At 69.9% G+C, this 20,495-nt stretch carries 22 protein-coding genes; 9 read left to right on the top strand and 13 right to left on the bottom strand.

The window, feature by feature from the left end:
• The coding region (locus ACFW16_RS28250) for an EcsC family protein (RefSeq protein WP_380311423.1) at positions 1–557 on the bottom strand (557 nt) is incomplete at its 3' end.
• 75 nt (positions 558–632) lie between these two features.
• Here ACFW16_RS28250 and ACFW16_RS28245 point away from each other — a divergent pair.
• The 3 genes from ACFW16_RS28245 to ACFW16_RS28235 are packed head-to-tail and all read left to right on the top strand — an operon-like array spanning position 633 to position 3,128.
• On the top strand, positions 633–1,379 hold the full coding sequence (locus ACFW16_RS28245; RefSeq protein WP_380311421.1) for an NAD-dependent deacylase: 747 nt from the start codon (positions 633–635) through the stop codon (positions 1,377–1,379).
• The gene (locus ACFW16_RS28240) at positions 1,376–1,972 is read left to right on the top strand and encodes a uracil-DNA glycosylase family protein (protein WP_380311419.1); all 597 of its coding nucleotides are present in this window, start codon (positions 1,376–1,378) and stop codon (positions 1,970–1,972) included. The genes ACFW16_RS28245 and ACFW16_RS28240 overlap by 4 nt, the downstream gene beginning before the upstream one ends.
• 43 nt (positions 1,973–2,015) lie before the next feature.
• Entirely contained in the window at positions 2,016–3,128 is a 1,113-nt protein-coding gene (locus tag ACFW16_RS28235) for an AI-2E family transporter (protein ID WP_380311417.1), read from the top strand.
• Positions 3,129–3,132: 4 nt separating this feature from the next.
• Here the strand turns inward: ACFW16_RS28235 and ACFW16_RS28230 are convergent, their stop codons facing one another.
• Positions 3,133–3,552, bottom strand: coding sequence for a metallopeptidase family protein (locus ACFW16_RS28230; protein ID WP_380311415.1), 420 nt, complete (start codon positions 3,550–3,552; stop codon positions 3,133–3,135).
• Positions 3,549–4,325, bottom strand: a complete 777-nt coding sequence (locus tag ACFW16_RS28225; protein ID WP_380311413.1) for an SDR family NAD(P)-dependent oxidoreductase — start codon at positions 4,323–4,325, stop codon at positions 3,549–3,551. Before ACFW16_RS28225 ends, ACFW16_RS28230 begins: the two co-directional genes overlap by 4 nt.
• 106 nt (positions 4,326–4,431) lie before the next feature.
• Between ACFW16_RS28225 and ACFW16_RS28220 the strand changes: the two genes are divergently transcribed.
• Entirely contained in the window at positions 4,432–4,728 is a 297-nt protein-coding gene (locus ACFW16_RS28220; protein ID WP_380311411.1) for a YciI family protein, read from the top strand.
• Here ACFW16_RS28220 and ACFW16_RS28215 read toward each other — a convergent pair.
• Positions 4,691–5,920, bottom strand: a complete 1,230-nt coding sequence (locus tag ACFW16_RS28215; RefSeq protein WP_380311409.1) for a multidrug effflux MFS transporter — start codon at positions 5,918–5,920, stop codon at positions 4,691–4,693. The two genes, ACFW16_RS28220 and ACFW16_RS28215, sit on opposite strands and share 38 nt — an antisense overlap.
• The gene (locus ACFW16_RS28210; protein WP_380311407.1) at positions 5,913–6,623 is read right to left on the bottom strand and encodes a M48 family metallopeptidase; all 711 of its coding nucleotides are present in this window, start codon (positions 6,621–6,623) and stop codon (positions 5,913–5,915) included. Before ACFW16_RS28210 ends, ACFW16_RS28215 begins: the two co-directional genes overlap by 8 nt.
• 445 nt (positions 6,624–7,068) lie before the next feature.
• Here ACFW16_RS28210 and tauA point away from each other — a divergent pair, with 445 nt between their 5' ends.
• The 4 genes from tauA to tauD all read left to right on the top strand — a co-directional run bounded on the left by tauA (position 7,069) and on the right by tauD (position 10,619).
• A complete protein-coding gene (tauA, locus tag ACFW16_RS28205; protein WP_380311405.1) occupies positions 7,069–8,073 on the top strand; it encodes a taurine ABC transporter substrate-binding protein in 1,005 nt (334 codons plus the stop codon).
• 21 nt (positions 8,074–8,094) lie between these two features.
• The gene (gene tauB, locus ACFW16_RS28200) at positions 8,095–8,874 is read left to right on the top strand and encodes a taurine ABC transporter ATP-binding subunit (RefSeq protein ID WP_380311403.1); all 780 of its coding nucleotides are present in this window, start codon (positions 8,095–8,097) and stop codon (positions 8,872–8,874) included.
• Between the two features lie 84 nt (positions 8,875–8,958).
• Entirely contained in the window at positions 8,959–9,726 is a 768-nt protein-coding gene (gene tauC, locus ACFW16_RS28195) for a taurine ABC transporter permease TauC (protein WP_380311401.1), read from the top strand.
• A 44-nt stretch (positions 9,727–9,770) separates the two neighbouring features.
• Positions 9,771–10,619, top strand: coding sequence for a taurine dioxygenase (gene tauD / locus ACFW16_RS28190; RefSeq protein WP_380311399.1), 849 nt, complete (start codon positions 9,771–9,773; stop codon positions 10,617–10,619).
• A gap of 49 nt (positions 10,620–10,668) precedes the next feature.
• On the opposite strand, the gene ACFW16_RS28185 is transcribed toward tauD, so the two are convergent.
• On the bottom strand, positions 10,669–11,568 hold the full coding sequence (locus tag ACFW16_RS28185) for a LysR family transcriptional regulator (protein ID WP_380311397.1): 900 nt from the start codon (positions 11,566–11,568) through the stop codon (positions 10,669–10,671).
• A gap of 132 nt (positions 11,569–11,700) precedes the next feature.
• Here ACFW16_RS28185 and ACFW16_RS28180 point away from each other — a divergent pair, with 132 nt between their 5' ends.
• On the top strand, positions 11,701–12,084 hold the full coding sequence (locus tag ACFW16_RS28180; protein WP_380311395.1) for an antibiotic biosynthesis monooxygenase: 384 nt from the start codon (positions 11,701–11,703) through the stop codon (positions 12,082–12,084).
• A 64-nt stretch (positions 12,085–12,148) separates the two neighbouring features.
• Here ACFW16_RS28180 and ACFW16_RS28175 read toward each other — a convergent pair whose 3' ends face one another.
• From ACFW16_RS28175 to ACFW16_RS28145, 7 genes are read right to left on the bottom strand one after another with little or no spacing between them, the layout of a single operon-like run.
• Positions 12,149–12,982, bottom strand: coding sequence for a carbohydrate ABC transporter permease (locus ACFW16_RS28175; protein WP_380311393.1), 834 nt, complete (start codon positions 12,980–12,982; stop codon positions 12,149–12,151).
• Positions 12,983–12,989: 7 nt separating this feature from the next.
• The gene (locus tag ACFW16_RS28170) at positions 12,990–13,916 is read right to left on the bottom strand and encodes a carbohydrate ABC transporter permease (protein WP_380311391.1); all 927 of its coding nucleotides are present in this window, start codon (positions 13,914–13,916) and stop codon (positions 12,990–12,992) included.
• Between the two features lie 40 nt (positions 13,917–13,956).
• On the bottom strand, positions 13,957–15,216 hold the full coding sequence (locus tag ACFW16_RS28165) for an ABC transporter substrate-binding protein (protein ID WP_380311389.1): 1,260 nt from the start codon (positions 15,214–15,216) through the stop codon (positions 13,957–13,959).
• A gap of 58 nt (positions 15,217–15,274) precedes the next feature.
• Positions 15,275–17,263: an aldo/keto reductase gene (locus ACFW16_RS28160; protein WP_380311387.1), complete on the bottom strand. Its 1,989-nt coding sequence runs from the start codon at positions 17,261–17,263 to the stop codon at positions 15,275–15,277.
• A gap of 29 nt (positions 17,264–17,292) precedes the next feature.
• Entirely contained in the window at positions 17,293–18,144 is an 852-nt protein-coding gene (locus tag ACFW16_RS28155; protein ID WP_380311385.1) for a carbohydrate ABC transporter permease, read from the bottom strand.
• Positions 18,144–19,076, bottom strand: a complete 933-nt coding sequence (locus ACFW16_RS28150) for a carbohydrate ABC transporter permease (RefSeq protein ID WP_380311383.1) — start codon at positions 19,074–19,076, stop codon at positions 18,144–18,146. The genes ACFW16_RS28155 and ACFW16_RS28150 overlap by 1 nt, the downstream gene beginning before the upstream one ends.
• On the bottom strand, positions 19,073–20,344 hold the full coding sequence (locus tag ACFW16_RS28145) for an ABC transporter substrate-binding protein (RefSeq protein WP_380311381.1): 1,272 nt from the start codon (positions 20,342–20,344) through the stop codon (positions 19,073–19,075). Before ACFW16_RS28145 ends, ACFW16_RS28150 begins: the two co-directional genes overlap by 4 nt.
• Positions 20,345–20,495 lie beyond the last annotated feature (151 nt).

Here is a 20,495-nt window from a genome sequence, read left to right as displayed (position 1 = left end):
GGCATCACCGAGGCCGTGGCGTTCGGCACCACCCGGGCCAGCGCGATCCGGGTGGCGAGATAGCCGGTCTCGACCGCGTCGTCGGCCGGGTCGGGCCGGCCCATGGCGAAGACCTTGAGGCATTCGATCGCCGTTTCGGGGGTGGACGGGTCCTCGCCCGCCGCCTTCGCCTCGGCCGCGATCTGGCGCAGCAGCAGGGCGGTGGAGACCGGCAGCTCCAAGAGCGTGCCGGGCAGGCCGAAGCCGCCGCCGGCGGCGCCGCTGGCCGCGGCCAGGCCGCGATGCAGCCAGGCTTCCGGCCCGCGCGGCATCCGGCGGCCGGGGCCGCTGCGCAAGGCCGCCCTGAGCGCCGTGGCCAGGGCGCGGCGGACGGCGGCGTCCAGGACAGTCTGCACGCCGGACGGCAGGTTGCGCTTCAGCGCCTCGACCGGAGTTCCGGCCAGGGCCGACAGGCGCGCCACCAGCGTGTCGTGGTCGAGCACCGCCTTCGCCGCGGCCAGCTCGGCCAGGGCTCCGGGCGGCAGGGGCAGCGGGGCGGGGAGTGCGGCGATGGTCATAGCGCAAAGATTGGGGGCCGCGGCGCGGCGACAAGAGCCGTTGAGCCTCGCCGGCGGCCCCGCCATGATCGGCGCATGACGCGCGCAAAGCCCATAGGGACCGGCGATCCGGTCGTGATCCTGACCGGGGCCGGCATCTCGAAGGAGAGCGGCCTCGACACCTTCCGCGACGCCGGCGGGGTGTGGACCCGAATCCGGCTGGAGGATGTGGCCACGCCCGAGGCCTTCGCCCGCGACCCGGACCGGGTGCACGGCTTCTACAACGCCCGCCGCCGCACCCTGGCCGATCCCGCGGTGCAGCCCAACGCGGCGCATGCCGCGCTGGTGCGGCTGGAGCGCGAATGGCCGGGCCCGGTGCTGCTGGTGACCCAGAATGTCGACGACCTGCACGAGCGCGCCGGCAGCCGCCACCTGATCCACATGCATGGCGAGCTCGGCCGCGTCCGCTGCCTGTCCTGCGACGCCGGCCGCGCCTGGGCCGGCGACCTGTCGGTCGACACGCCCTGCCCCGGCTGCGGCGAGGCCGGCGGGATGCGGCCGGACGTGGTCTGGTTCGGCGAGATGCCGCGGGCGATGGACGAGATCGAGGCGGCGCTGGCCGGCTGCCGGCTGTTCGTGTCGATCGGCACCTCCGGCACCGTCTACCCGGCCGCCGCCTTCGTCCACCAGGCGCTGGACGCCGGGGCGCTGACGATCGAGCTGAACCTGGAGCCGGGCCAGGTCTCCGACCTGTTCGGGATCCGCCGCCACGGCCCGGCCACCGTGCTGGTGCCGGAGTTCGTGGAGGAACTGCTCTCCACCCGGGCACTGGCGGACCGATGACCGAGACCCTGGCCGAGGCCCTGGCGGCGGCCCGGGCCTGCCGGATCTGCGCCGGCCGGTGGCCGCATGCGCCGCGCCCGGTGCTGCGCGCCACCACGACCGCCCGGCTGCTGATCGTCGGCCAGGCGCCGGGCGCGCGGGTGCACGCCTCCGGCCTGTCCTGGACCGATGCCAGCGGCGACCGGCTGCGGCAGTGGCTCGGCCTCGACCGCGACGCTTTCTACGACGAGGACCGGGTGGCGCTGGTGTCGATGGGGCTGTGCTTCCCCGGCACCAACCCCAAGGGCGGCGACTATCCGCCGCCGCGGATCTGCGCCGAGACCTGGCATCCCAGGCTGCGGCCGCTGCTGCCCGGGATCCGGCTGACCCTGCTGGTCGGCAGCATGGCCCAGGCCTTCTATCTCGGCCCGAGACGGCGGCCGAGCGTGGCGCAGACGGTCGCCGCCTGGCGCGACCACCTGCCGGATATGCTGCCGCTGCCGCATCCGAGCTGGCGCAACACCGCCTGGCTGCGGCGCAATCCCTGGTTCGAGGCAGAACTTCTGCCGGTTCTGCGGGTTAGAACCGCGGCGGCACTCACGGGGGAACGGTGACGACCCTTCCGCCGTTCTCGGATTCGCCCCAGGATCGACCCGGATGAACATCGAACAGCCGAAGGTTCCCGCCGAGCTTCCGGCGCCGAACAGCCGCAACGGCAACGGCCATATTCCGGAGATGCCGCTGCCGGACGACCCGAAGACGGTGTTTCTCGGCGTCCTCTGCCTCCTCGCCGTGCTCGGCACGCTCCTGTTCGCCCGCGATATCGTGCTGCCGGTGGTGCTGGCCGTGGTGCTGAAGCTGCTGCTGCAGCCGCTGGTGCGCCTGCTGGAGCGGGTGAGCGTGCCGCGGGCCATCGCCGCGCTGGCCGCGATCGCGCTGCTGCTGCTGATCGCCGTCGGCATCGGCACGCTGTTGACCAGCCCGGCCGCGGAATGGGCCGGCAACCTGCCGAACGAATGGCCGGCGCTGCAGGCGAAATTCGCCTTTCTGGCCCAGCCGCTGCAGAGCTTCGCGGCGCGGCTGGAGCAGATCGGCGTGCGCTTCGGCGACGCCGGCTCGCTGCTGGCGCACCCGACCGACATCGTCACCGCGGTCTTCGCCGGCACCGGGCTGATTGCCTCGCATCTGTTCGAGACGCTGCTGGTCCTGTTCTACCTGCTGGTGTTCGGCGAGACCTTCCTGCGCCGCTTCGTCGAGATCCTGCCGACCTTCGTGGAGAAGCGGGAGGCGGTGTCGATCTCACTGCAGATCGAGCGCGACCTGTCCTCCTATCTCCTGACCGTCACCGTGATCAACGCGCTGGTCGGCGTCGCCACCGGGCTGGTGATGTGGGCCTGCGGCATCCCGGCGGCGGTGCTGTGGGGCGCCGTCGCCTTCTGCCTGAACTTCGTGCCGATCCTGGGCCCGATCTGCGGCATGGTGCTGTTCCTGGCGGTCGGGCTGGTGGCCGAAGGCCCGGTCTGGACCGCGGCGCTGCCCGCCCTGCTGTATCTCGGCATCCATGTCGCCGAGGGCGAATGGATCACGCCGACGGTGCTGGCGCGGCGCTTCACCATCAACCCGGTGGTGGTGATCCTGGCCCTGATCTTCTGGTACTGGATGTGGGGCGTGCCCGGCGCGATCCTCGCCGTGCCGATGCTGGCGATCGTCAAGATCGTCTGCGACCGCGTGCGCCCCCTGCGCGCCTTCGGCCACCTGCTGGAGGGGTGAGGCCTCAGCCCTCTCCGTCCGCCTCCCGCTCCAACGCCTCCATGTCGTCGTCGGAGAAGCCGAAATGGTGGCCGATCTCGTGGATCAGCACATGGCGGACGACATGGCCGAGATCCTCGCCGGTCTCGCACCAGTAGTCGAGGATCGGCCGGCGGTAGAGGAAGATCATGTCGGGCCGGGTCGCGATCGCGAAGGTCTTCTGCCCGAACGGCGTGCCGGTGTAGAGGCCGAGCAGGTCGAACGGGCTTTCCAGCCCCATCTCGTCCAGCGTCTCGTCGTCCGGGAAATCGACCACCTGGATGGCGACGCCGCGGACCATGGCCCGCAGCCGCGCCGGGATCCGCTCGAAGCCTTCCTCCGCCAGCTCGATCAGGTCGTCGGTCGACGGCGGCTCGGTGAAGCCCGGTTTCGGGAAGCTGCTCATCGCGGCGCCAGCCGCACGGCGCCGTCGAGGCGGATCACCGAGCCGTTCAGCATCTCGTTGGCGGCGATGTGGAGGACCAGCCGGGCGAACTCCTCCGGCCGGCCCAGGCGCTGCGGGAACAGGGTGGTGGCGATCAGGCTGTCCTGAACTTGGCTCGGCATCGCCTCGATCATCGGCGTGCCGATCAGCCCCGGCGCCACCGTCATCACCCGGATGCCGCTCTTCGCCAGCTCGCGCGCCGCCGGCAGGGTCAGCCCGACCACCCCGCCCTTGGAGGCGGAATAGGCGACCTGGCCGACCTGGCCCTCATAGGCCGCGACCGAGGCGGTGGCGACGAACAGGCCGCGCTCGCCCGAGGCGCTGGCAGCCTCCGGCAGCGGCTCCTCCGCCGCCATGGCCGCGGAAGTCAGGCGCAGCAGGTGGAAGGTGCCGAGCAGGTTGACCCGGATCACCCGTTCGAACAGCGCCGGGTCGTGCGGCCCGTCGCGGCCGACCAGGCGGGCGCCCGGGGCGATGCCGGCGCAGGCCACCGCGATCCGCGCCGTGCCGTGTGCCGCCCGCGCCTGCTCCAGCGCCGCGGCCACGGACTCGCCGTCGCCGACGTCGCAGGCCACGGCCAGGCCGCCGATCTCGCGCGCCACCGCCGCGGCCGCGTCGCGGTTGAGGTCGAGCAGCGCCACCCTGGCGCCCGCCGCGGCCAGGGCGCGGGCGGTCGCCGCCCCCATGCCCGACCCCGCCCCGGTGACCACCGCCGCCAGACCCTCGACCTTCATCTCGTCCTCCACCCGGATGTCCTGCCCCCTGGGTAGCAGATCGCCGGGCGGGTTGCGACCGGGCCGAACGCCGCTATGCTCGCCGGATCGACGAAGGAGGAGAGCCATGCAGTTCCTGGTGACCGCGAAGGACGGCGACGACGCCGAGGCCCCGGCCCGGCGCCTGGCGGCACGCGAGCAGCATCTGGTCGGCGCCCGCCGGTACGCCGAGGAGGGCGTGATCGTCGCCGGCGGCGCGATCCTGGACGACGAGGGCCGGATGATCGGCTCCAGCGTGATCTACGAGGTGCCGGACCGGGCGGCGCTGGACGCCGTCATCGCCGCCGACCCTTATGTCACCGGCGGGGTATGGCGGGAGATCGAGATCAGGCCGTTCCGGCTGGCGGTTCGGTCGAAGACCTGACCAGGAAGCGGAAGGCCGCCAGCGCCCCGAGCGTCGTCAGCAGCACGGCCACAGCCATCGGCAGTCCGTCGCTGCCGGTGGCGTGGCCGATGGCGATGCCGACCAGGGCGGCCAGCGTCATCTGCAGGAAGCCCATCAGCGCCGAGGCGGTGCCGGCCATGGTCGGGAACGGCGCGATCGCCCCGGCGATGGCGTTGGGCAGGGTCAGGCCGACGCCGATCATGACCAGGAAGAAGGGTGCGATCACGGCCCAGACGGCGAACACGCCGGCGGCGGCCAGCCCCGCCATCGCCACGGCGCCGGCCAGCATCAGCAGCGTGCCCGTCGCGATCATCCGGTCGATGCCGAGCCGGAGCGTCATCCGGCCGGAGCCGAAGCTGCCGAGCATGTACCCGGCGACCACCGCGCCGAAAGAGGCGCCGTAGACCGGCGGCGACAGTCCGAGCATGCCGGACAGCACGAAGGACGAGCCGGAGATGAAGGTGAAGATCGCGCTGTAGCTGCAGGCGACGATCAGCACGTAGCCGATGTAGCGGCGGTGGCGCAGCAGGCTGGCGTAGTTGCGGGCCAGGCGGGTCGGGCTTGTGGCCAGCGGGTCGCGATGGCGGTTGCTTTCGCCGAGCAGCCCGAGCACCGAGGCCAGCATCAGCGCGCCGAACCCGACCAGCAGCCAGAAGGTCGCCTGCCAGCCGAAGGCCTGCTGCAGCACGCCGCCGATGATCGGCCCGATCGCCGGCGCCAGGGCCATCGACATCGACATGTAGGCGAGGATGCGGGCCGAGCGTTCGGGCCCGTACAGGTCGCGCACCACGGCGCGGCCCAGCACCGGGCCGCAGCAGGCGCCGAGCGCCTGCAGGAACCGGCACAGGATCAGCATCTCGATCGAGGTCGCGAGCGCGCAGGCGATGCTCGCGGCGGTGAAGATGGTCACTCCGGCCAGGATCGCCGGACGGCGGCCGAAGCGGTCGGAGACCGGCCCGTAGACCAGCTGCGCCACGGCGAAGCCGACCAGGAAGATGCTGAGCGTCAGCTGCACGGTGGCGACGTCCGTCTCGAAGGCCGTGACCAGCACCGGCAGCGACGGCAGGTAGACATCCGTCGACATCGGGCCGAAGCCGGTCAGCAGCGTCAGGACGACGGCGATGATCGCCGAGGGCTGCATGCCCCCGGCCCCGGCAACCCGATCAGCCATAGAGATGCAGGTCCTGTCCCTTGGCCTTCAGCCAGGCGCGGCAGCGGTCGGAATCCGGATGCAGCCGGTCGACCACCGCCCAGAAGCGTGCTGAATGGTTCATCTCGACCAGATGCGCGACCTCATGCGCCACCACGTAGTCGAGCACCGCTTCGGGTGCCAGCAACAGGCGCCAGGAATAGCTGAGCCGCCCGCTGGAGGTGCAGCTGCCCCAGCGGCTGCGGGTGTCGCGCACCGTCACCGCGGCGATGGTGACACCGAGCCTGAGCGCCATCGCCCGGCTGCGGACCAGCAGCTGGCGCCGCGCCTCCGCCTTCAGCCAGGCGGCGAGACGGGCGCCGACATGCTCGGCGGGGCCGCCGATGCGGAGCTCGCCGGCCCCGATTCGCACGGTGCGGCCGGCCGCGGGGTCGTGTATGATTTTATGCAGGGTGCCGAGGATCGGGACCTCGGCGCCGGGCAGGAACGGCGTCCGGCCGGGCATGGCGGCCCGGCGGCGGCGCACCCATTCGGCGTGGCGGCTGACGAAATCCGCGATCACCTGCGCCGGCACCCGGGGCGGCGCCACCACCACCACCTCGCCGAGCGCCGGGTCGAGCCGCAGCGACAGGCGCCGCGCCCGGGCATTGCGGCGCAGCGCCACCGGCCGGTCGAGTCCGGTCACGGCGAGGAGGGCGGGAGAAGCTTCGGTCCGGCTGAGCATGGCCGGACCATAGACGGGCCGGCGCCGGAGGGGAATCGTGCTCGCGATAAATACCATTATGATGCGTAATTTATTCAACCAACAACCTATGTTGATAGTTAATAGTGTTGACTTCACTCCTCGAGCTGTGAAAACCTCATTCTCGTCGGTCCTGTCCGGGATCGCGCCGCGGCAATTTTCCGTGAAGCTTGCGCCGCGTCACCAAACGCTAAGCGCCACGACCGGGTTCGTGGTCTCGAGGAGTCGAAGCCCATGTCACTCTTCTGCGATCCCAGCAGCCGGCCCTCGGTCCGTTGTCTCTGCCCGGTCGGCTGTCGGCGCCAAGCCTGAGTTTCCCCTCGCCCATTCCATAACGGCGCCCCGGCCGTCTGATCCGCGCCCCCTCACCGCCAGCGATGCGCGACCGGCCCTGCGAGTGCGCCTGCCCGTTCGAGGATTGTCCCGAATGTTCGTCCAGATTCTGCGATGGTCCCTGCTGGCCGGTGCGGCCGCCGTCGTCATCGGCAACTACGCCCGGGCCGAGGAGCCGCTGACCATCGCCTACCAGAGCACGGTCGAGCCGGCGAAGGTGGCGCAGGCCGACGGCCAGTACGAGAAGGCCATCGGCCGCCCGGTCGAATGGCGCAAATTCGACAGCGGCGCCGAGGTCATCGCCGCCATCGCCTCGGGCGCGGTCCAGATCGGCTATGTCGGGTCCAGCCCGCTGGCCGCCGCGGCCAGCCGCGAGCTGCCGGTCCGCACCATCCTGGTCGCGATCGAAATCGGCTCCGCCGAGGCGCTGGTGGTGCGCAACGGCGCCGGCATCGACAAGCCGGCCGACCTGGCCGGCAAGACCGTGGCCGTGCCCTTCGTGTCGACCACCCATTACAGCCTGCTGGCGGCGCTGAAGCACTGGGGCATCGATCCCGCCTCGGTCCGGATCCTGAACCTGCGGCCGCCGGAGATCGCGGCCGCCTGGCAGCGCGGCGACATCGACGCCGCCTATGTCTGGGACCCGGCGCTGGGCAGGATCAAGGAAAGCGGCAAGGTCCTGGTCACCTCGACCGAGGTCGCCGCCTGGGGCGCGCCGACCTTCGACGCCTGGATCGCCCGGGCCGACCTGATCGCGGCGGATCCCCAGGCGGTGCAGGCCTTCGCCGACGTCACGCTGAAGGAATACGCGGCCTATCGCGCCGACCCGAAGGCGTGGAGCGCGGAATCGGCGGAGGTCGCCAAGATCGCCAGGCTGACCGGGGCGAAGCCGGAGGAGATCCCGGCCCTGCTGCAGGGCAGCGTCTTCCCGGTGAAGGCGGAGCAGGCCGGGCCGGCCCTCTTGGGCGGCGGCACGGCCAAGGCGATCGCGGACACTGCGGTTTTTTTGAAGGAGCAGGGTAAGATCGACCAGGCGCTGGAGGATTACGCGCCTTACGTCGACGCCCGCTTCGTCGCAACGGCCACGGCGACGAATTGAACAGGGCGCCAGGAGAGGCCCATGTCGGTTCTGGCGGTCAATGCCGTTTCGGTGACCTATTCTTCGGCGGATGGCGACATCCGCGCGCTGGACCGGATCACCCTCGCGATCGAGCCGGGCGAGTTCGTCGTCGCCCTCGGCCGGTCGGGATGCGGCAAGACCACGCTGCTGAACCTGATGGCGGGCTTCCTGGCGCCGGAGGCAGGGACGGTCACACTCGGCGGCGTTCGTGTGACCGGCCCTGGGGTGGAGCGGGGCGTCGTCTTCCAGGACGACGCCCTGTTCCCCTGGCTTGACGTGCTGGGCAATGTCGGCTTCGCGCTGCGGCTGCGCGGCACTCCGCCGGCCGAGCGCGACGACCGGGCCCGGCGCATCCTGCGGCTGGTCGGGCTGGAAGGCTTCGAGCGGCAGCAGCTGTGGGAGCTGTCGGGCGGCATGAGGCAGCGGGTCGGCCTGGCCCGCGCGCTGGCCGCCGACCCCGAGGTGCTGCTGCTGGACGAGCCGCTGGGTGCGCTCGACGCGCTGACGCGGGAGCGGATGCAGGAGCTGCTGCTGGATCTGTGGCACCGCACCGGCAAGAGCCTGTTCCTGATCACCCACAGCATCGAGGAAGCCCTGTTCCTGGCGACCCGGCTGGTCGTGATGTCACCGCGGCCCGGCCGCATCGTGGAGGAGCTGCGGCTGGATTTCGGCCGCCGATACTGTACCGGCGAGCCGGCGCGCCGGATCAAGTCCGACCCCGGCTTCATCGCCCTGCGCGAGCAGGTGATGGACCTGATCTTCGAGCGCGAGGCGGCCTAGGTGGCCGATATCGTGCTCCAGAAACCGGCGCCGTCCCCCGTTCGCGGGGGGCCGATCCCGCGGCAGCGGCGCCCCAGCAAACGAATGGGCCGCGGGACGAGGCTGATCAGCCTCGCCACGGTGGCGGGCCTCCTCCTGGTGTGGGGGCTCGTCTCCAATCTCGGCCTCGTCCCGCCTCTCTTCCTGCCGACGCCGCAGGCCGTGCTCGGCAAGCTCGTCACCACGGCGACCATCGGCTTCGCGGACGCGACGCTGCTGCAGCACCTGGCCGCCAGCCTGGGCCGCGTCTTCGCCGCCCTGGCGCTGGCGCTGGTGGTGGCGATTCCGGTCGGCATCGCCATCGGCACCAGCCGGGTGGCGCGCGGCATCCTCGACCCGCTGATCGAGTTCTACCGGCCGATCCCGCCCCTGGCCTATCTGCCGCTGATCGTGATCTGGTTCGGCATCGGCGAGACCTCGAAGGTCCTGGTGATCTTCCTGGCCATCTTCGCGCCGATCGCGATCGCGACCGCGGCCGGGGTGCGCGCGGTGCCGCCCGACCGGCTGCGCGCCGCCCGGTCGCTCGGCGCCACCCGGGCGCAGCTGCTGCGCCACGTCATCCTGCCGAACGCGCTGCCGGAGATCCTGACCGGGGTGCGCATCGGTCTCGGCGTCGGCTGGTCGACCCTGGTCGCGGCCGAGCTGGTCGCCGCCACCAGCGGCCTCGGCTTCATGATCCAGAGCGCGGCGCAGTTCCTGGTCACCGACGTGGTGGTGCTGGGCATCCTGGTGATCGCCGCCGTCGCCTTCCTGCTGGAAGTCCTGCTGCGCCTGCTGCAGCGCCGGCTGACGCCCTGGCACGGGCGCGGCTGACACCCGTTCCCATCGAAAACAACCGCAAACAGAGAGGTCCCGCCATGCCCGACAGCCTGTCGACCCTCCTCTCCGTCCAGCCCCTGAATCCCGCCATCGGCGCGGTGGTGCGCGGCGTCGACCTGGCGCAGCCGCTGGGCGACGCCACCCTCGCCGCGATCAACCGCGCCCTGCTGCAGCACCATGTCCTGTTCTTCGAGGACCAGGAGCTGATCCCGGCGGCGCAGCGCGACTTCGCCGCCCGCTTCGGCGCGCTGCACGTCCATCCGGTCTACCCGCATGTGGCGGAGGTGCCGGAGATCATCATCCTCGACACCCATCCGGACAACCAGCCGGACAACGACAACTGGCACACCGACGTCACCTTCATCGAGACCCCGCCGCTGGGCGCGGTGCTGGCGGCGAAGCAGCTGCCGCCCTTTGGCGGCGATACCAGCTGGTCCAGCAGCATCGCCGCCTTCGAGGCGCTGTCCCCGCCCTGGCAGGCCTTCCTGACCGGCCTGACGGCGCTGCACGACTTCGCCAAATCCTTCCCGCCGGAACGGTTCACCGCGCCGGAGGAGCGCGAGCGCTGGCAGATCGCGCGCGACAAGAACCCGCCGGTGATCCATCCGGTGGTGCGCACCCATCCGGTGACCGGCCGCAAGGGGCTGTTCGTCAACGAGGGCTTCACCACCCGCATCACCGGCTTCTCGGCCAAGGAGAGCGAGGCGGTGCTGCGCTTCCTGTTCGACCATGTGGCGAAGCCGGAATTCACCGTGCGCTGGCGCTGGAAGGCGGGCGACGTCGCCTTCTGGGACAACCGCTGCACCCAGCACTACGCCCTGGCCGACTACCTGCCGAACCGGCGGGTGATGCACCGGGCCACCATCCTGGGCGACCGGCCGGTGTAGCCCCTCTCTCGGCCTTGCCGGGGCTGCCGGCACCCGCCGCGCGCAACCTTTACGCCGAGCGGATCTGGGGGAAAGCCGTCCCGGCCATGAAGTCCACGAAGGCCCTGAGCTTGGGCGACAGCTGCCGGCTGGAGGGCCAGAGGATCCGAAAGGTCCCGGATGGCGCATCGGGCTGCCCGGGAACCGCGCACAGCGATCCGTCCGCGAGCCGGTCGCGGACGGCGAAATCCGGCAGGCAGGCGAGGCCGAGCCCTTCGCAGGCCATGGTGATGAGCACGTCGATCGAGTTGGACACGGTGACGGCCCGCATCGTCGGCTGATCCGCTGCCGGCCAGCCCGGAAACGGCCATCTCTCGATCTTTCCCGAGCTCGGGAATCGGTACAGCAGCAGGGCGTGATGCCCCGGCTCTCCCGGCCGTTCCGGCGTGCCGTATCGCGCGACGGAGCCGGGCGATCCGACCACGACGTGGCGGAACGACCCCAGCACACGCGACATCAGGCGGGAATCGTCTGGCTGCCCGGTGCGGATGACCGCATCGAAGCCCTCCTCGATCACGTCGACGAGCCGGTCCGTGAAGTCGAGCTCCAGCTCGATCTCGGGATAGCGCCTGAGAAACCCGGCGAGCACCTGCGACGTGACCATGCTGATGTGGGGAAGGCTGAGGCGCAGCTTGCCGCGGGGCGCTTCGGAGGCCTGCAGCAGCTCGGCCTCCGCAGCTTCCATCTCGCAGAGGACGCGCCGGCATCGTTCCAGGAAAACGGCCCCCTCGGCCGTCAGGGTGACGCTCCGCGTGCTCCGGTGGAACAGCCGGACATTCAGCCGCTCCTCGAGCCGCGCGATGCTCTTGCCGACGGCCGAAGCCGAAACACCCAGGAGCCGGGCCGCGGCGACGAAGCTCCGGGTTTCGGCAACCCGAACGAAGGATTGGATGCGGCTCAGATTGTCCATTGCTATCCGGCATTGCGGACCGATCAGTCCGGTCAGAATGAAGTTATAGCCTGTTTTTCCGGAATGCCCGCCGTCTTACCTCTGGCGCAGGGCAGCCGTCCCGGCCGCCCGATCACCCTTGAAGAGCAAGACATGGCACAAGAGATCGAGGCAGGGTTCAGGCCCCGGCCGGACGCGACCGTCTTCGTCGTCAACGTCATCCACGCCCATCCGGGTCAACAGGATGAGGCGTTCCGGATCATCCAGGACGTCGTGCACTATGTCGCCGAGCGGAAGGCCGGATTCCTCTGGAGCAATCTCGCCAAGAGCACGGACGGGCTGACCGTGGTGAACATCGAGGCCATCGCCGACGAAGGCAATGTCGACGAATTCTTCTCCGATCCGGCATTCGTCGAGAAGTTCCGGCAGCTCGATGCCGTCTCACGCAGCGAATTCCACATCTACCGGGTCACGGACCTGGTCCTGCCACGGACCGCGGGGGGCGCCGCACCGACAATCGCCGGGCTCGCTTCTTGAATCCCGGGCGCTTCAGGCCGGACGGTTCGTTTCGGCCTGAAGCGCCCGCATCCAGGCAACGCCCCTATCCCTTCACCGCGCCCTTGGCCAGGCCGGCCACGATGTGGCGCTGGGCCAGCAGGAAGAACACGATCGCCGGCGCCAGGGTCAGGGTGACGAAGGCCAGGATCTTGTTCCACTCGGTGGAATACTCGCCCTGGTAGTTCATGATCCCGAGCGGCCAGGGATACATCTCCGGCGTGTTGAACATGATCAGCGGCAGCAGGTAGCTGTTCCAGCTGGCGACCAGGGAGAACACCGCAACGGTCGCCAGGATCGGGCGCGACAGCGGCAGCGTGATCCGCAGGTAGAACTGGAAATAGCCGCAGCCGTCGACCCGCGCCGCCTCCCACAGCTCGTGGGGCAGCTGGCGGAAGAAGCCGCGCAGCATCAGGATCGCCATGCCGAGGCCGAAGGCGACCTGGGGCAGCACCACGCCCCAATAGGTGTCGAGCAGGCCGAGGTCGCGGACCCGGATGAACAGCGGCAGCATCGCCGTCGCCGCCGGGAACATCAGCCCCAGCAGCATGTAGTTCAGCAGCATGCGGCTGCCGAAGAACACCACATGGGCGAAGATGAAGGCCGCCATCGACCCGACGATCAGGACGAGACCGACGGTGAGGCCGGCGATGACGGCGGAGTTGAACAGCATGCGCCACAGCCGCGCCGAGCCCAGGATCTCCCAGTAGACCGGACCGTCCCAGCTGGCCGGCAGGCCGAGCGGATTGACCCGCAGCTCGCCCAGCGTCTTGAAGCCGCCCAGCGCCGCCGCGACCAGCGGCACCAGCACGATGCCGGCGACTGCGAGCAGCACCAGGTATTGCGGCAGCAGGGAGGGGCGGAGCGTGGGCGCAGCCATGGCCTTCCTAATCCCCGCGCATCAGGGTGCCGCGGTACACGAGCGAGAAGCTGACGCAGATCAGGAACAGCACCACGCCGACGGCGCTGCCGAAGCCGATCTCCATCCGCATCTGGCCGAAGGTGTAGAGGTAGGTGACCAGCGAATGGGTGGCGTTGGACGGGCCGCCCCGGGTCAGCGCCATCACCATGTCGAACAGCTGCAGCGCCCCGACCACGGCGAAGAACACCGTCAGCCGGATGGTCGGGAACAGCATCGGGATCTTGATCCGGCGCGCGATCTGCCAGGGCGTGGCGCCGTCGATCCGGGCCGCGTCGATGATCTCGGACGGGATGCTCTGCAGCCCGGCGATGTAGATCATCATGTGGAAGCCGAAATACTTCCACACCACCAGCACCAGCACCGCCCCCATCGCCAGGGTGCGGTCGGCCAGCACGAACGGCGCCTGGGCCCCGAACCAGCCCCAGATCAGCGCCACGGCGCCGTACTGGCCGTCATAGAGGAACTGCCAGATCAGCCCGGTCGCGACCTCGGCCAGGATGTAGGGCAGGAAGAACACCATGCGGAACGCCACCCGCCCGCGCAGCTTCTCGGCCAAGAGCAGCGCCATGGCCAGGGCCAGCGGCAGCTGGATCGCCAGCGACACCGCGATGATCAGCCCGGTGTTGGTCAGCGCCGACCAGAAGGTGCGGTTGCGCAGCAGCAGCTCGAAGTTGCGGAGCCCGACGAAATCCTGCGGGCTGCCGTAGCCGTTCCATTTGAACAGGCTGTAGAAGCCGGCCTCGCCCATCGGCAGGATCACGAAGATCGTGAACAGGGCGAGGGCCGGTACCAGCATCAGCACCACCGGCGCCACCTGCGATCGCAGCGCGACGCGGCGGCGCCGGCGGACGGCGGCGCGGTCGAAGGCCGGGGCGGTCGCGGCGACCGTCATCGGATCATGATCCTGCGAAAACGCACCCGCCCCTCCACGCTCACCGCATTTCCCAGGCTTCCTGAACCTGGGCGGCCGCGTCCTCCGGGTCGGTCGCGCCGGAGGCGATGTCGGTGGTGACGTCGTTCACCACCCGGCCGACATTGGCGCCCAGCATCTGGTCGTAGAACACCTGGAAATAGCCGGCCTTGCCGATGTTCTCGGCCATCTGCCGGAAATACGGGTTCTTCAGCTTCTCGGCCGTGCCCTTGTTCACCGGGATGTAGACGCCGAGCTCCGCCGCCTTCTCCTGGTTCTCCTTGTTGGACAGGAACTTCACGAAGTCGACCGCCTCCGGCGGCGACCCCTTGGTCACCAGCCAGCCATTGACGCCGCCGAGCACGTCGGTCGGCGCGCCGGCGCCGCCCGCCACCGTCGGGAACGGGAACCAGCCGAGCTCCGCATCCGGGATGCCCTTGCCGGAGGCGCTGTTCTTCTTGGCGTTCAGATAGTCCCAGTTGCCCATCAGGTGCATCGCGGCCTTGCCGTCGCCGAAATAGCCGGCGGCCTGCGGGTTGGTCAGGCCGAGATAGCCGGGCTCGAACGGCTCCAGCGCCGCCAGCGCCTTCAGCTGCTCGCCGGCCTTGACGAAGACCGGCCCGTCGAAGCCGTCGCCGGACTGGGTATAAGCGGCCTGGAACGCGTCCTTGCCGCCGATCCGCATGGCCAGCAGCGTCCAGTAGAAATGGATCGGCCATTTGTCGGCGCCGCCGGTCGCCAGCGGCACGATGCCGGCGGCCTTGATCGTCTTCACCGCCGACAGCAGGTCGTCCCAGCTCTTGATGTCCTCGGCCTTGACCCCGGCCTTGGCCAGGAGCGGCTTGTTGAACCAGAAGCCGACCTGCGAGGCCAGCACCGGCACGCCCCAGACATGGCCGTCGACGGTGAAGGCCTCCAGCGCGGCCGGGCTGATCCGGTCGGCCCATTCGCCCTTCACCGCGTCCGTCAGGTCCTCGATCACCCCGGCCTTGATCTGGTCGCGCAGCACGCCGCCGCCCCAGCTGTAGATGATGTTCGGGCGGTCCGCGGACTGCAGCGTGGTCGGCAGCTTGGCCTTGTAGGCCTCGTTCTCCAGATACTGCATCTGGATGGTGACGCCGGGATGCGCCGCCTCATAGGCGCGGGCGACGCTTTCCATCCAGGCCACCGTGTCCGGCGTGTTCTCGATGTGCAACCATTTGACCGTGACGTCGGCCATGGCGGCGCCGGACAGAAGGCCGGCGGTGGCGAGGGCCGTGAGGCCCGACAGCATCCTGTTCATGATTGTCTCCTCCCTGTCCCGCCGCCGTCGCCGGCGGCGGGTTGAACCGAATGACGACCTATCCTTCGAGCCAGCGCACCTCCTCGGGCGTCAGCGCGATGTCGAGCGCCTGCAGCGAATCCTCCAGCTCCTCCAGCGTCAGCGGGCCGATCAGCGGCAGGACCGGGAAGTCCTGGTGCAGGCACCAGGCCAGGGCCACCTGGTTGGCCGAGCGGCCCTGCCTGGCGCCGAGTTCGGCCGCCCGGTCGCGGCGGCGGAAGTTCGCCTCGCCGTACCAGCAGCGCTCCAGCTCCGGATCCTGGTGCCTGTCGCGGCCGGCGCGGTCGGTGAAGAAGCCGCGGGCCTGGCTGGACCAGGCCAGCAGCGGCATCCGCCGCTGCCGCAGCCAGGCCTTCCACTCGGCGTCGGCCGCGGCGATCCAGCCGGGCCAGACCGGCTGGATCATCTCCGCCAGGCTGAAATTGTTGCTGACCGTCGCCGGCCCGTGCTTGCCGCTGGCCTGGGCATAGGCGGCCGCCTCGTCCAGCCGCTCGCGCGTCCAGTTCGACCCGCCCCAGGAGCCGATGCGGCCGGCGCGGATCTCGGCGTCGAGCACATCGACGAACTCGCCGACCGGGATGTCCGGGTTGTCGCGATGCATCAGGTAGAGGTCGAGCCGGCCGGTGTGCAGCCGGTCGAGCGATTCGGTCAGCTGGCGCAGGATCACGTCGGGGTAGCACAGCGGCGCATGCGCACCCTTGCCGATCAGCACGATCTCGTCGCGCACGCCGCGGCTGGAGAGCCACTGGCCGAGCACCCGGTCGGAGCCGCCGGCGCGGTAGATCCAGGCGGTGTCGAAGGTGTTGCCGCCGCGCTCGAAGAAGCGGTCGAACAGCATACCGGCCTGGCTGATGTTCTCCACCCCGACGGCGCCGATCGCGAGCGCCGAGGCCGGACGGGCGGCGCCGGGCAGGTCGATCCGGCGCATGGCGCCGGCGCGCAGCGGCCGGCCGTCGACCGGGCCAGTGCGCCGGGCCGGCGTCTCCAGCGCGTATTCCAGGCCGATCGCGGCGCGCCAGGCATCCATCGTCTTCAGGTTGCCGAGGCTGTCGGCCGGAGTCATGAAGGCCGCTTCACGCTGCCCGGCCGCGACCGCGTCGCCCACGGCGTCGGCCTCGAAGGCGTAGAGCCAGCCCGGCTCCTCGATCGCCACGGTCTCGGCCGTGCCGTCGGCCCGGGTGATGACGATGGCGCTGCTGCCGCCCTCCTTGCCGCTGCAGAACCAGGGCGAGGCGACCTCGATCCGCCCCTCGGTGCCGAAGATCCGCACCGTGTTGTCGAGGGCGAGCGTCACGCCGGTCGCCACCTGGGCGACGATGCCGCCCGGGAACTCCAGCACCGCCGCGGTCCATTCGTCGACGCCGCTGCGGCCGAGATGGCCGGCGCCGGTCACCTTCACCGGGTCGAGGAACGGCCTGCCCGAGGCGGCGCCGGCCACCAGCCGCGCCATCGACACCGGATAGCCGCCGACATCGAGGATGCCGCCGCCGGCGAGGTCGTTGGCGAACAGGCGGTGGTCGGGGTTGAACCTGGCGGCGAAGCCGAAGCTGGCCTGGATCATGCGGATCTCGCCGATCGCGCCGCCGGCCACCAGCTCCGCCAGCTTCCGGGTCTGCGGATGGGCACGGTACATGTACGCCTCGGCCAGGAACACGCCGGCGCGGCGCGCCGCGTCGACCAGCGCCATGGCGTCGTAGGCGTTGACCGCGATCGGCTTCTCGCACAGCACGTGCTTGCCGGCCTCGGCGGCGCGGATGCCCCAATGCACATGGCCCGGATGCGGCGTCGCGATGTAGACGGCGTCGACCTCGGGGTCGGCCAGCAGCGCCTCGTAGCCGGCGTGGATCCGGGCGCCGGGGAAGGCCTCGGCCAGCCCCGGCCTGGCCGCATCGCGCGTGCCGATCGCCACCAGCCGCCCGGTGCGCGACCGGGCCACGCCCCCGGCGAAGGCCTGGGCGATCCGGCCCGGCCCGAGAATGCCCCAACGCAGCTTCGCTTCCGTACCCATGCCTGTCTTTCCGTCTGTCGAGAGTGTCATCAGCCCTTCACCGCCCCCATGGTCAGGCCGGCGATGAAGTGGCGCTGCATCAGGAAGAACATCACCACCGGGGGGATCGCCACAACCACCGTCGCGGCCGAGATCAGATTCCACACCGAAACGTACTGGCCGCGCAGCGTGGCAAGGCCGAAGGTGACGGGCTTGACCGCGTCGCTCTGGGTCAGCACCAGCGCCCAGAAATAGTCGTTCCAGACGAAGGTGAAGGTCAGGATCGCCAGCGCCGCCAGGGCCGGGCGCAGCAGCGGCACCACGACCAGGCCCAGGATCTGGGCGGGCGACGCGCCCTCCGCCCGCGCCGCCTCGAACAGCTCGTGCGGCAGCCGGGCGATGAAGTTGCGCATGAACAGGGTGGCGAAGCCGGTCTGGAAGGCGATGTGGAACAGGATCAGCGCGGCGAAGCTGTCGTACAGGCCGAGCTGGACCATCAGGTCCCGCACCGGGATCATCAGGATCTGGTGCGGCACGAAATTGCCGCCGACGAAGATGGCGAAGACCAGCATGTGGCCCGGGAAGCGGTGCCGCGACAGCACGTAGCCGGCGAAGGTGCTGAGCACCAGAACGCCGATCACCGAGGGCACGGTGATGATCAGGCTGTTCAGCATGAAGCGCAGCACCGGCGTGTCGGCGAACACGGCGCGGTAGTTCTCCAGCAGGTCGAACCGGCTGGGCCAGCCCCAGTAGTTGCCGACCGCCAGGTCGTCCAGGCTGCGTATGGATGTCAGCAAGATGGCCAGCAGCGGCAGCAGCCACAAGAGCAGCACCAGGCCGACGGAGCCGCGATAGGCGATGCGGGCGCCGGGGCCGGCGCGGTCGATCGGCAGCGGATACATCAGCCGCCCCCCGCCTCGACCCGCACCATCCGGCGCAGATACCAGGCGATGAACACCGCCATGATCAGGAACAAGACCGAGGCGATGGCCGCGCCGTAGCCGAAGCGGTAGCTGAAGATCGCCTGCTCGTACATCTGGTAGGCGAGGACGGAGGAGGAGCCGAACGGCCCGCCCTGGGTCATCACCGCGACCAGGTCGAAGCTGCGCAGCGCGCCGATCACCGTGACGGCGATGGCGATGAAGGAGACCTGGCGCAGCTGCGGCAGCACCACGTTCCAGAACATCGGCCAGCCGCGGGCGCCGTCGACCCGGCCGGCGCCCAGGATGTCGTCGTCGAGGTTGTTGAGCCCGGCCAGGAACAGCACCATGCAGAAGGTGATCTGCGGCCACAGCGCGGCGGCGACCACGGCGAAGGTGACGAAGCGCTCGTCCGACAGGAGGGCCGGCGCCCCCGCCCCCACCGCCTGGAAGATCAAGGCCAGCAGGCCGAAGGTCGGGTCGTAGAACCAGGTGAAGACGACGCCGACCGTGACCGGCGCCAGCACCAGCGGCACGAAGAACAGCGACTTCACCAGCCGCATGCCCCGGATCTTCTGGTTCAGGAAGATGGCGAGGCCCAGCCCCGCGGCCGGGGCCAGCAGGAACAGCACCAGCCAGATCAGGTTGTTCTGCAGCGAGACATAGAATTGCGGGTCGTCGACCAGCTCGGCGTAGTTGGCCAGGCCGATCCAGACCTTGTCGCCCATCCCGTCCCAGTCGTGCAGGCTGATCCACAGGCTTTCGACCGTGGACTGCACGATCACCACGCCGAACAGCACGCCGCCCGGCAGCAGGAACAGGACCGGCCAGACCCAGTCGCGGTGGCGCCGCCAGCGTCGCCGCAGCGCCCCGCTGCCCGCATCCCGCGCAGTGATCGGCGTGGCCAGACTCATGCCTTGAACACCCGCTTGCGCGTGGTCTCGAGCCGCTGGAGGATCGCCTGGCGGCGCTGCGGCGCGACCATGAACTCCTGGAAGGCGTTCAGCCCGGCCTGGGCCATGTCGGGGTCGGTGTCGCGGTCGTAGAACTGCGAGGTGCCCTTGGCCGCCTGCAGCGTGTCGATCACCGACTGCATCAGCGGGTCGACCTGCATCTTGACGTCCTTGCGCGCCGGGATGTTGCCGTCCGGCTGCAGATAGGCGCCGAGATTCTCCGGCCGGTAGAAATAGGCCAGGAAGTCGCGCGCCAGCTCCTTGTTCTTGGCCCGGGCCGGGATGTGGACCGAGTTGACCGAGAACTCCTCGAACGGCCCGACCCCCGGCTGGATCTGCGGGAACGGGATGAAGGCCAGCTGCTCCACCTCGCCCTCCGGGAACAGCCGCCGCACGAAGTTGCCGAGGAAGAACATCGCCGCCTTGCCCTGGATCAGGAACGAGGCCGCCTGCTGCCAGGAATAGGAGGTGTGGTTCGGCAGGTAGTAGTTGCGCTTGATCAGGTCTTCCCACCGGTCGAACACGGCGGTCAGCTCGGGGTCCAGGTAGCTCGCCTGCCCGTCCATCAGCCGCATGTGGTAGTCGAGGCCGTTGACCCGCAGGTTCAGGTAGTCGAACCAGCCGGCGGCGGGCCACAGCTCCTTGGTGCCGATGCCGAGCGGCACCAGCCCGGCGGCGGCGGCCTTGTCGCAGGTCGCGATCAGCTCGTCCCAGGTCTTCGGCGGCGTCAGCCCATGCTTGGCGAAGACGTCCTTGCGATACAGCATCCCCCAGGCGGAGCCGCCGGTCGGCAGGCCGTATTGCCGGTCGTCGACGGTGACCGTCTGGGTCATCACCCCGAGCAGGTCGTAGTAGTTCTCGCGCTGGAACAGGTCGGTGATGTCGTCGAACAGCCCGCGCTTGACGAAGGCGCGCATGCGGTTGCCGCTGAACCAGAAGCAGATATCGGGCGGGCTGGTGACCAGGTAGTTGCGGATCGCGGTCTTGTTCGATTCATGGTCGATGCCGTTGATCGTGACCTTGACCCCGGTGTCCTTTTCGAAATCGGCGGCGATGCGGTCGACGATCGGGCGGGCATTGGTGGCGTCGCTGATCATGGTGATCTCGCGCGCCTGGGCGATGGCGGGTCGCGCCGGCAGCGGACCGGCAGCCAGGGCGCCCGCCCCCGCCGCCATGGTCTTCAGGAGGGTGCGGCGGTCGCTGCGGATGACGGAACGAAGCCTCTCCATGCGTCTTCTCCCTCGCCGATTAATTTTTTCGTTTTACGAATTTATCAGACCGGCTAGGGTGGATCCTGTCAAGATCGAAAAATCGGATGATTGCCGAGAATTCGAAACAATATGGCCCGGCGGATGAGATGGAAGCGCTGAATCGAGACCA

Source organism: Inquilinus sp. NPDC058860 (assembly GCF_042743185.1).
GTDB lineage: Bacteria > Pseudomonadota > Alphaproteobacteria > DSM-16000 > Inquilinaceae > Inquilinus.
Note: the sequence above shows the minus strand (reverse complement) of the source record. Positions and strands in the feature narration are given on the sequence as shown.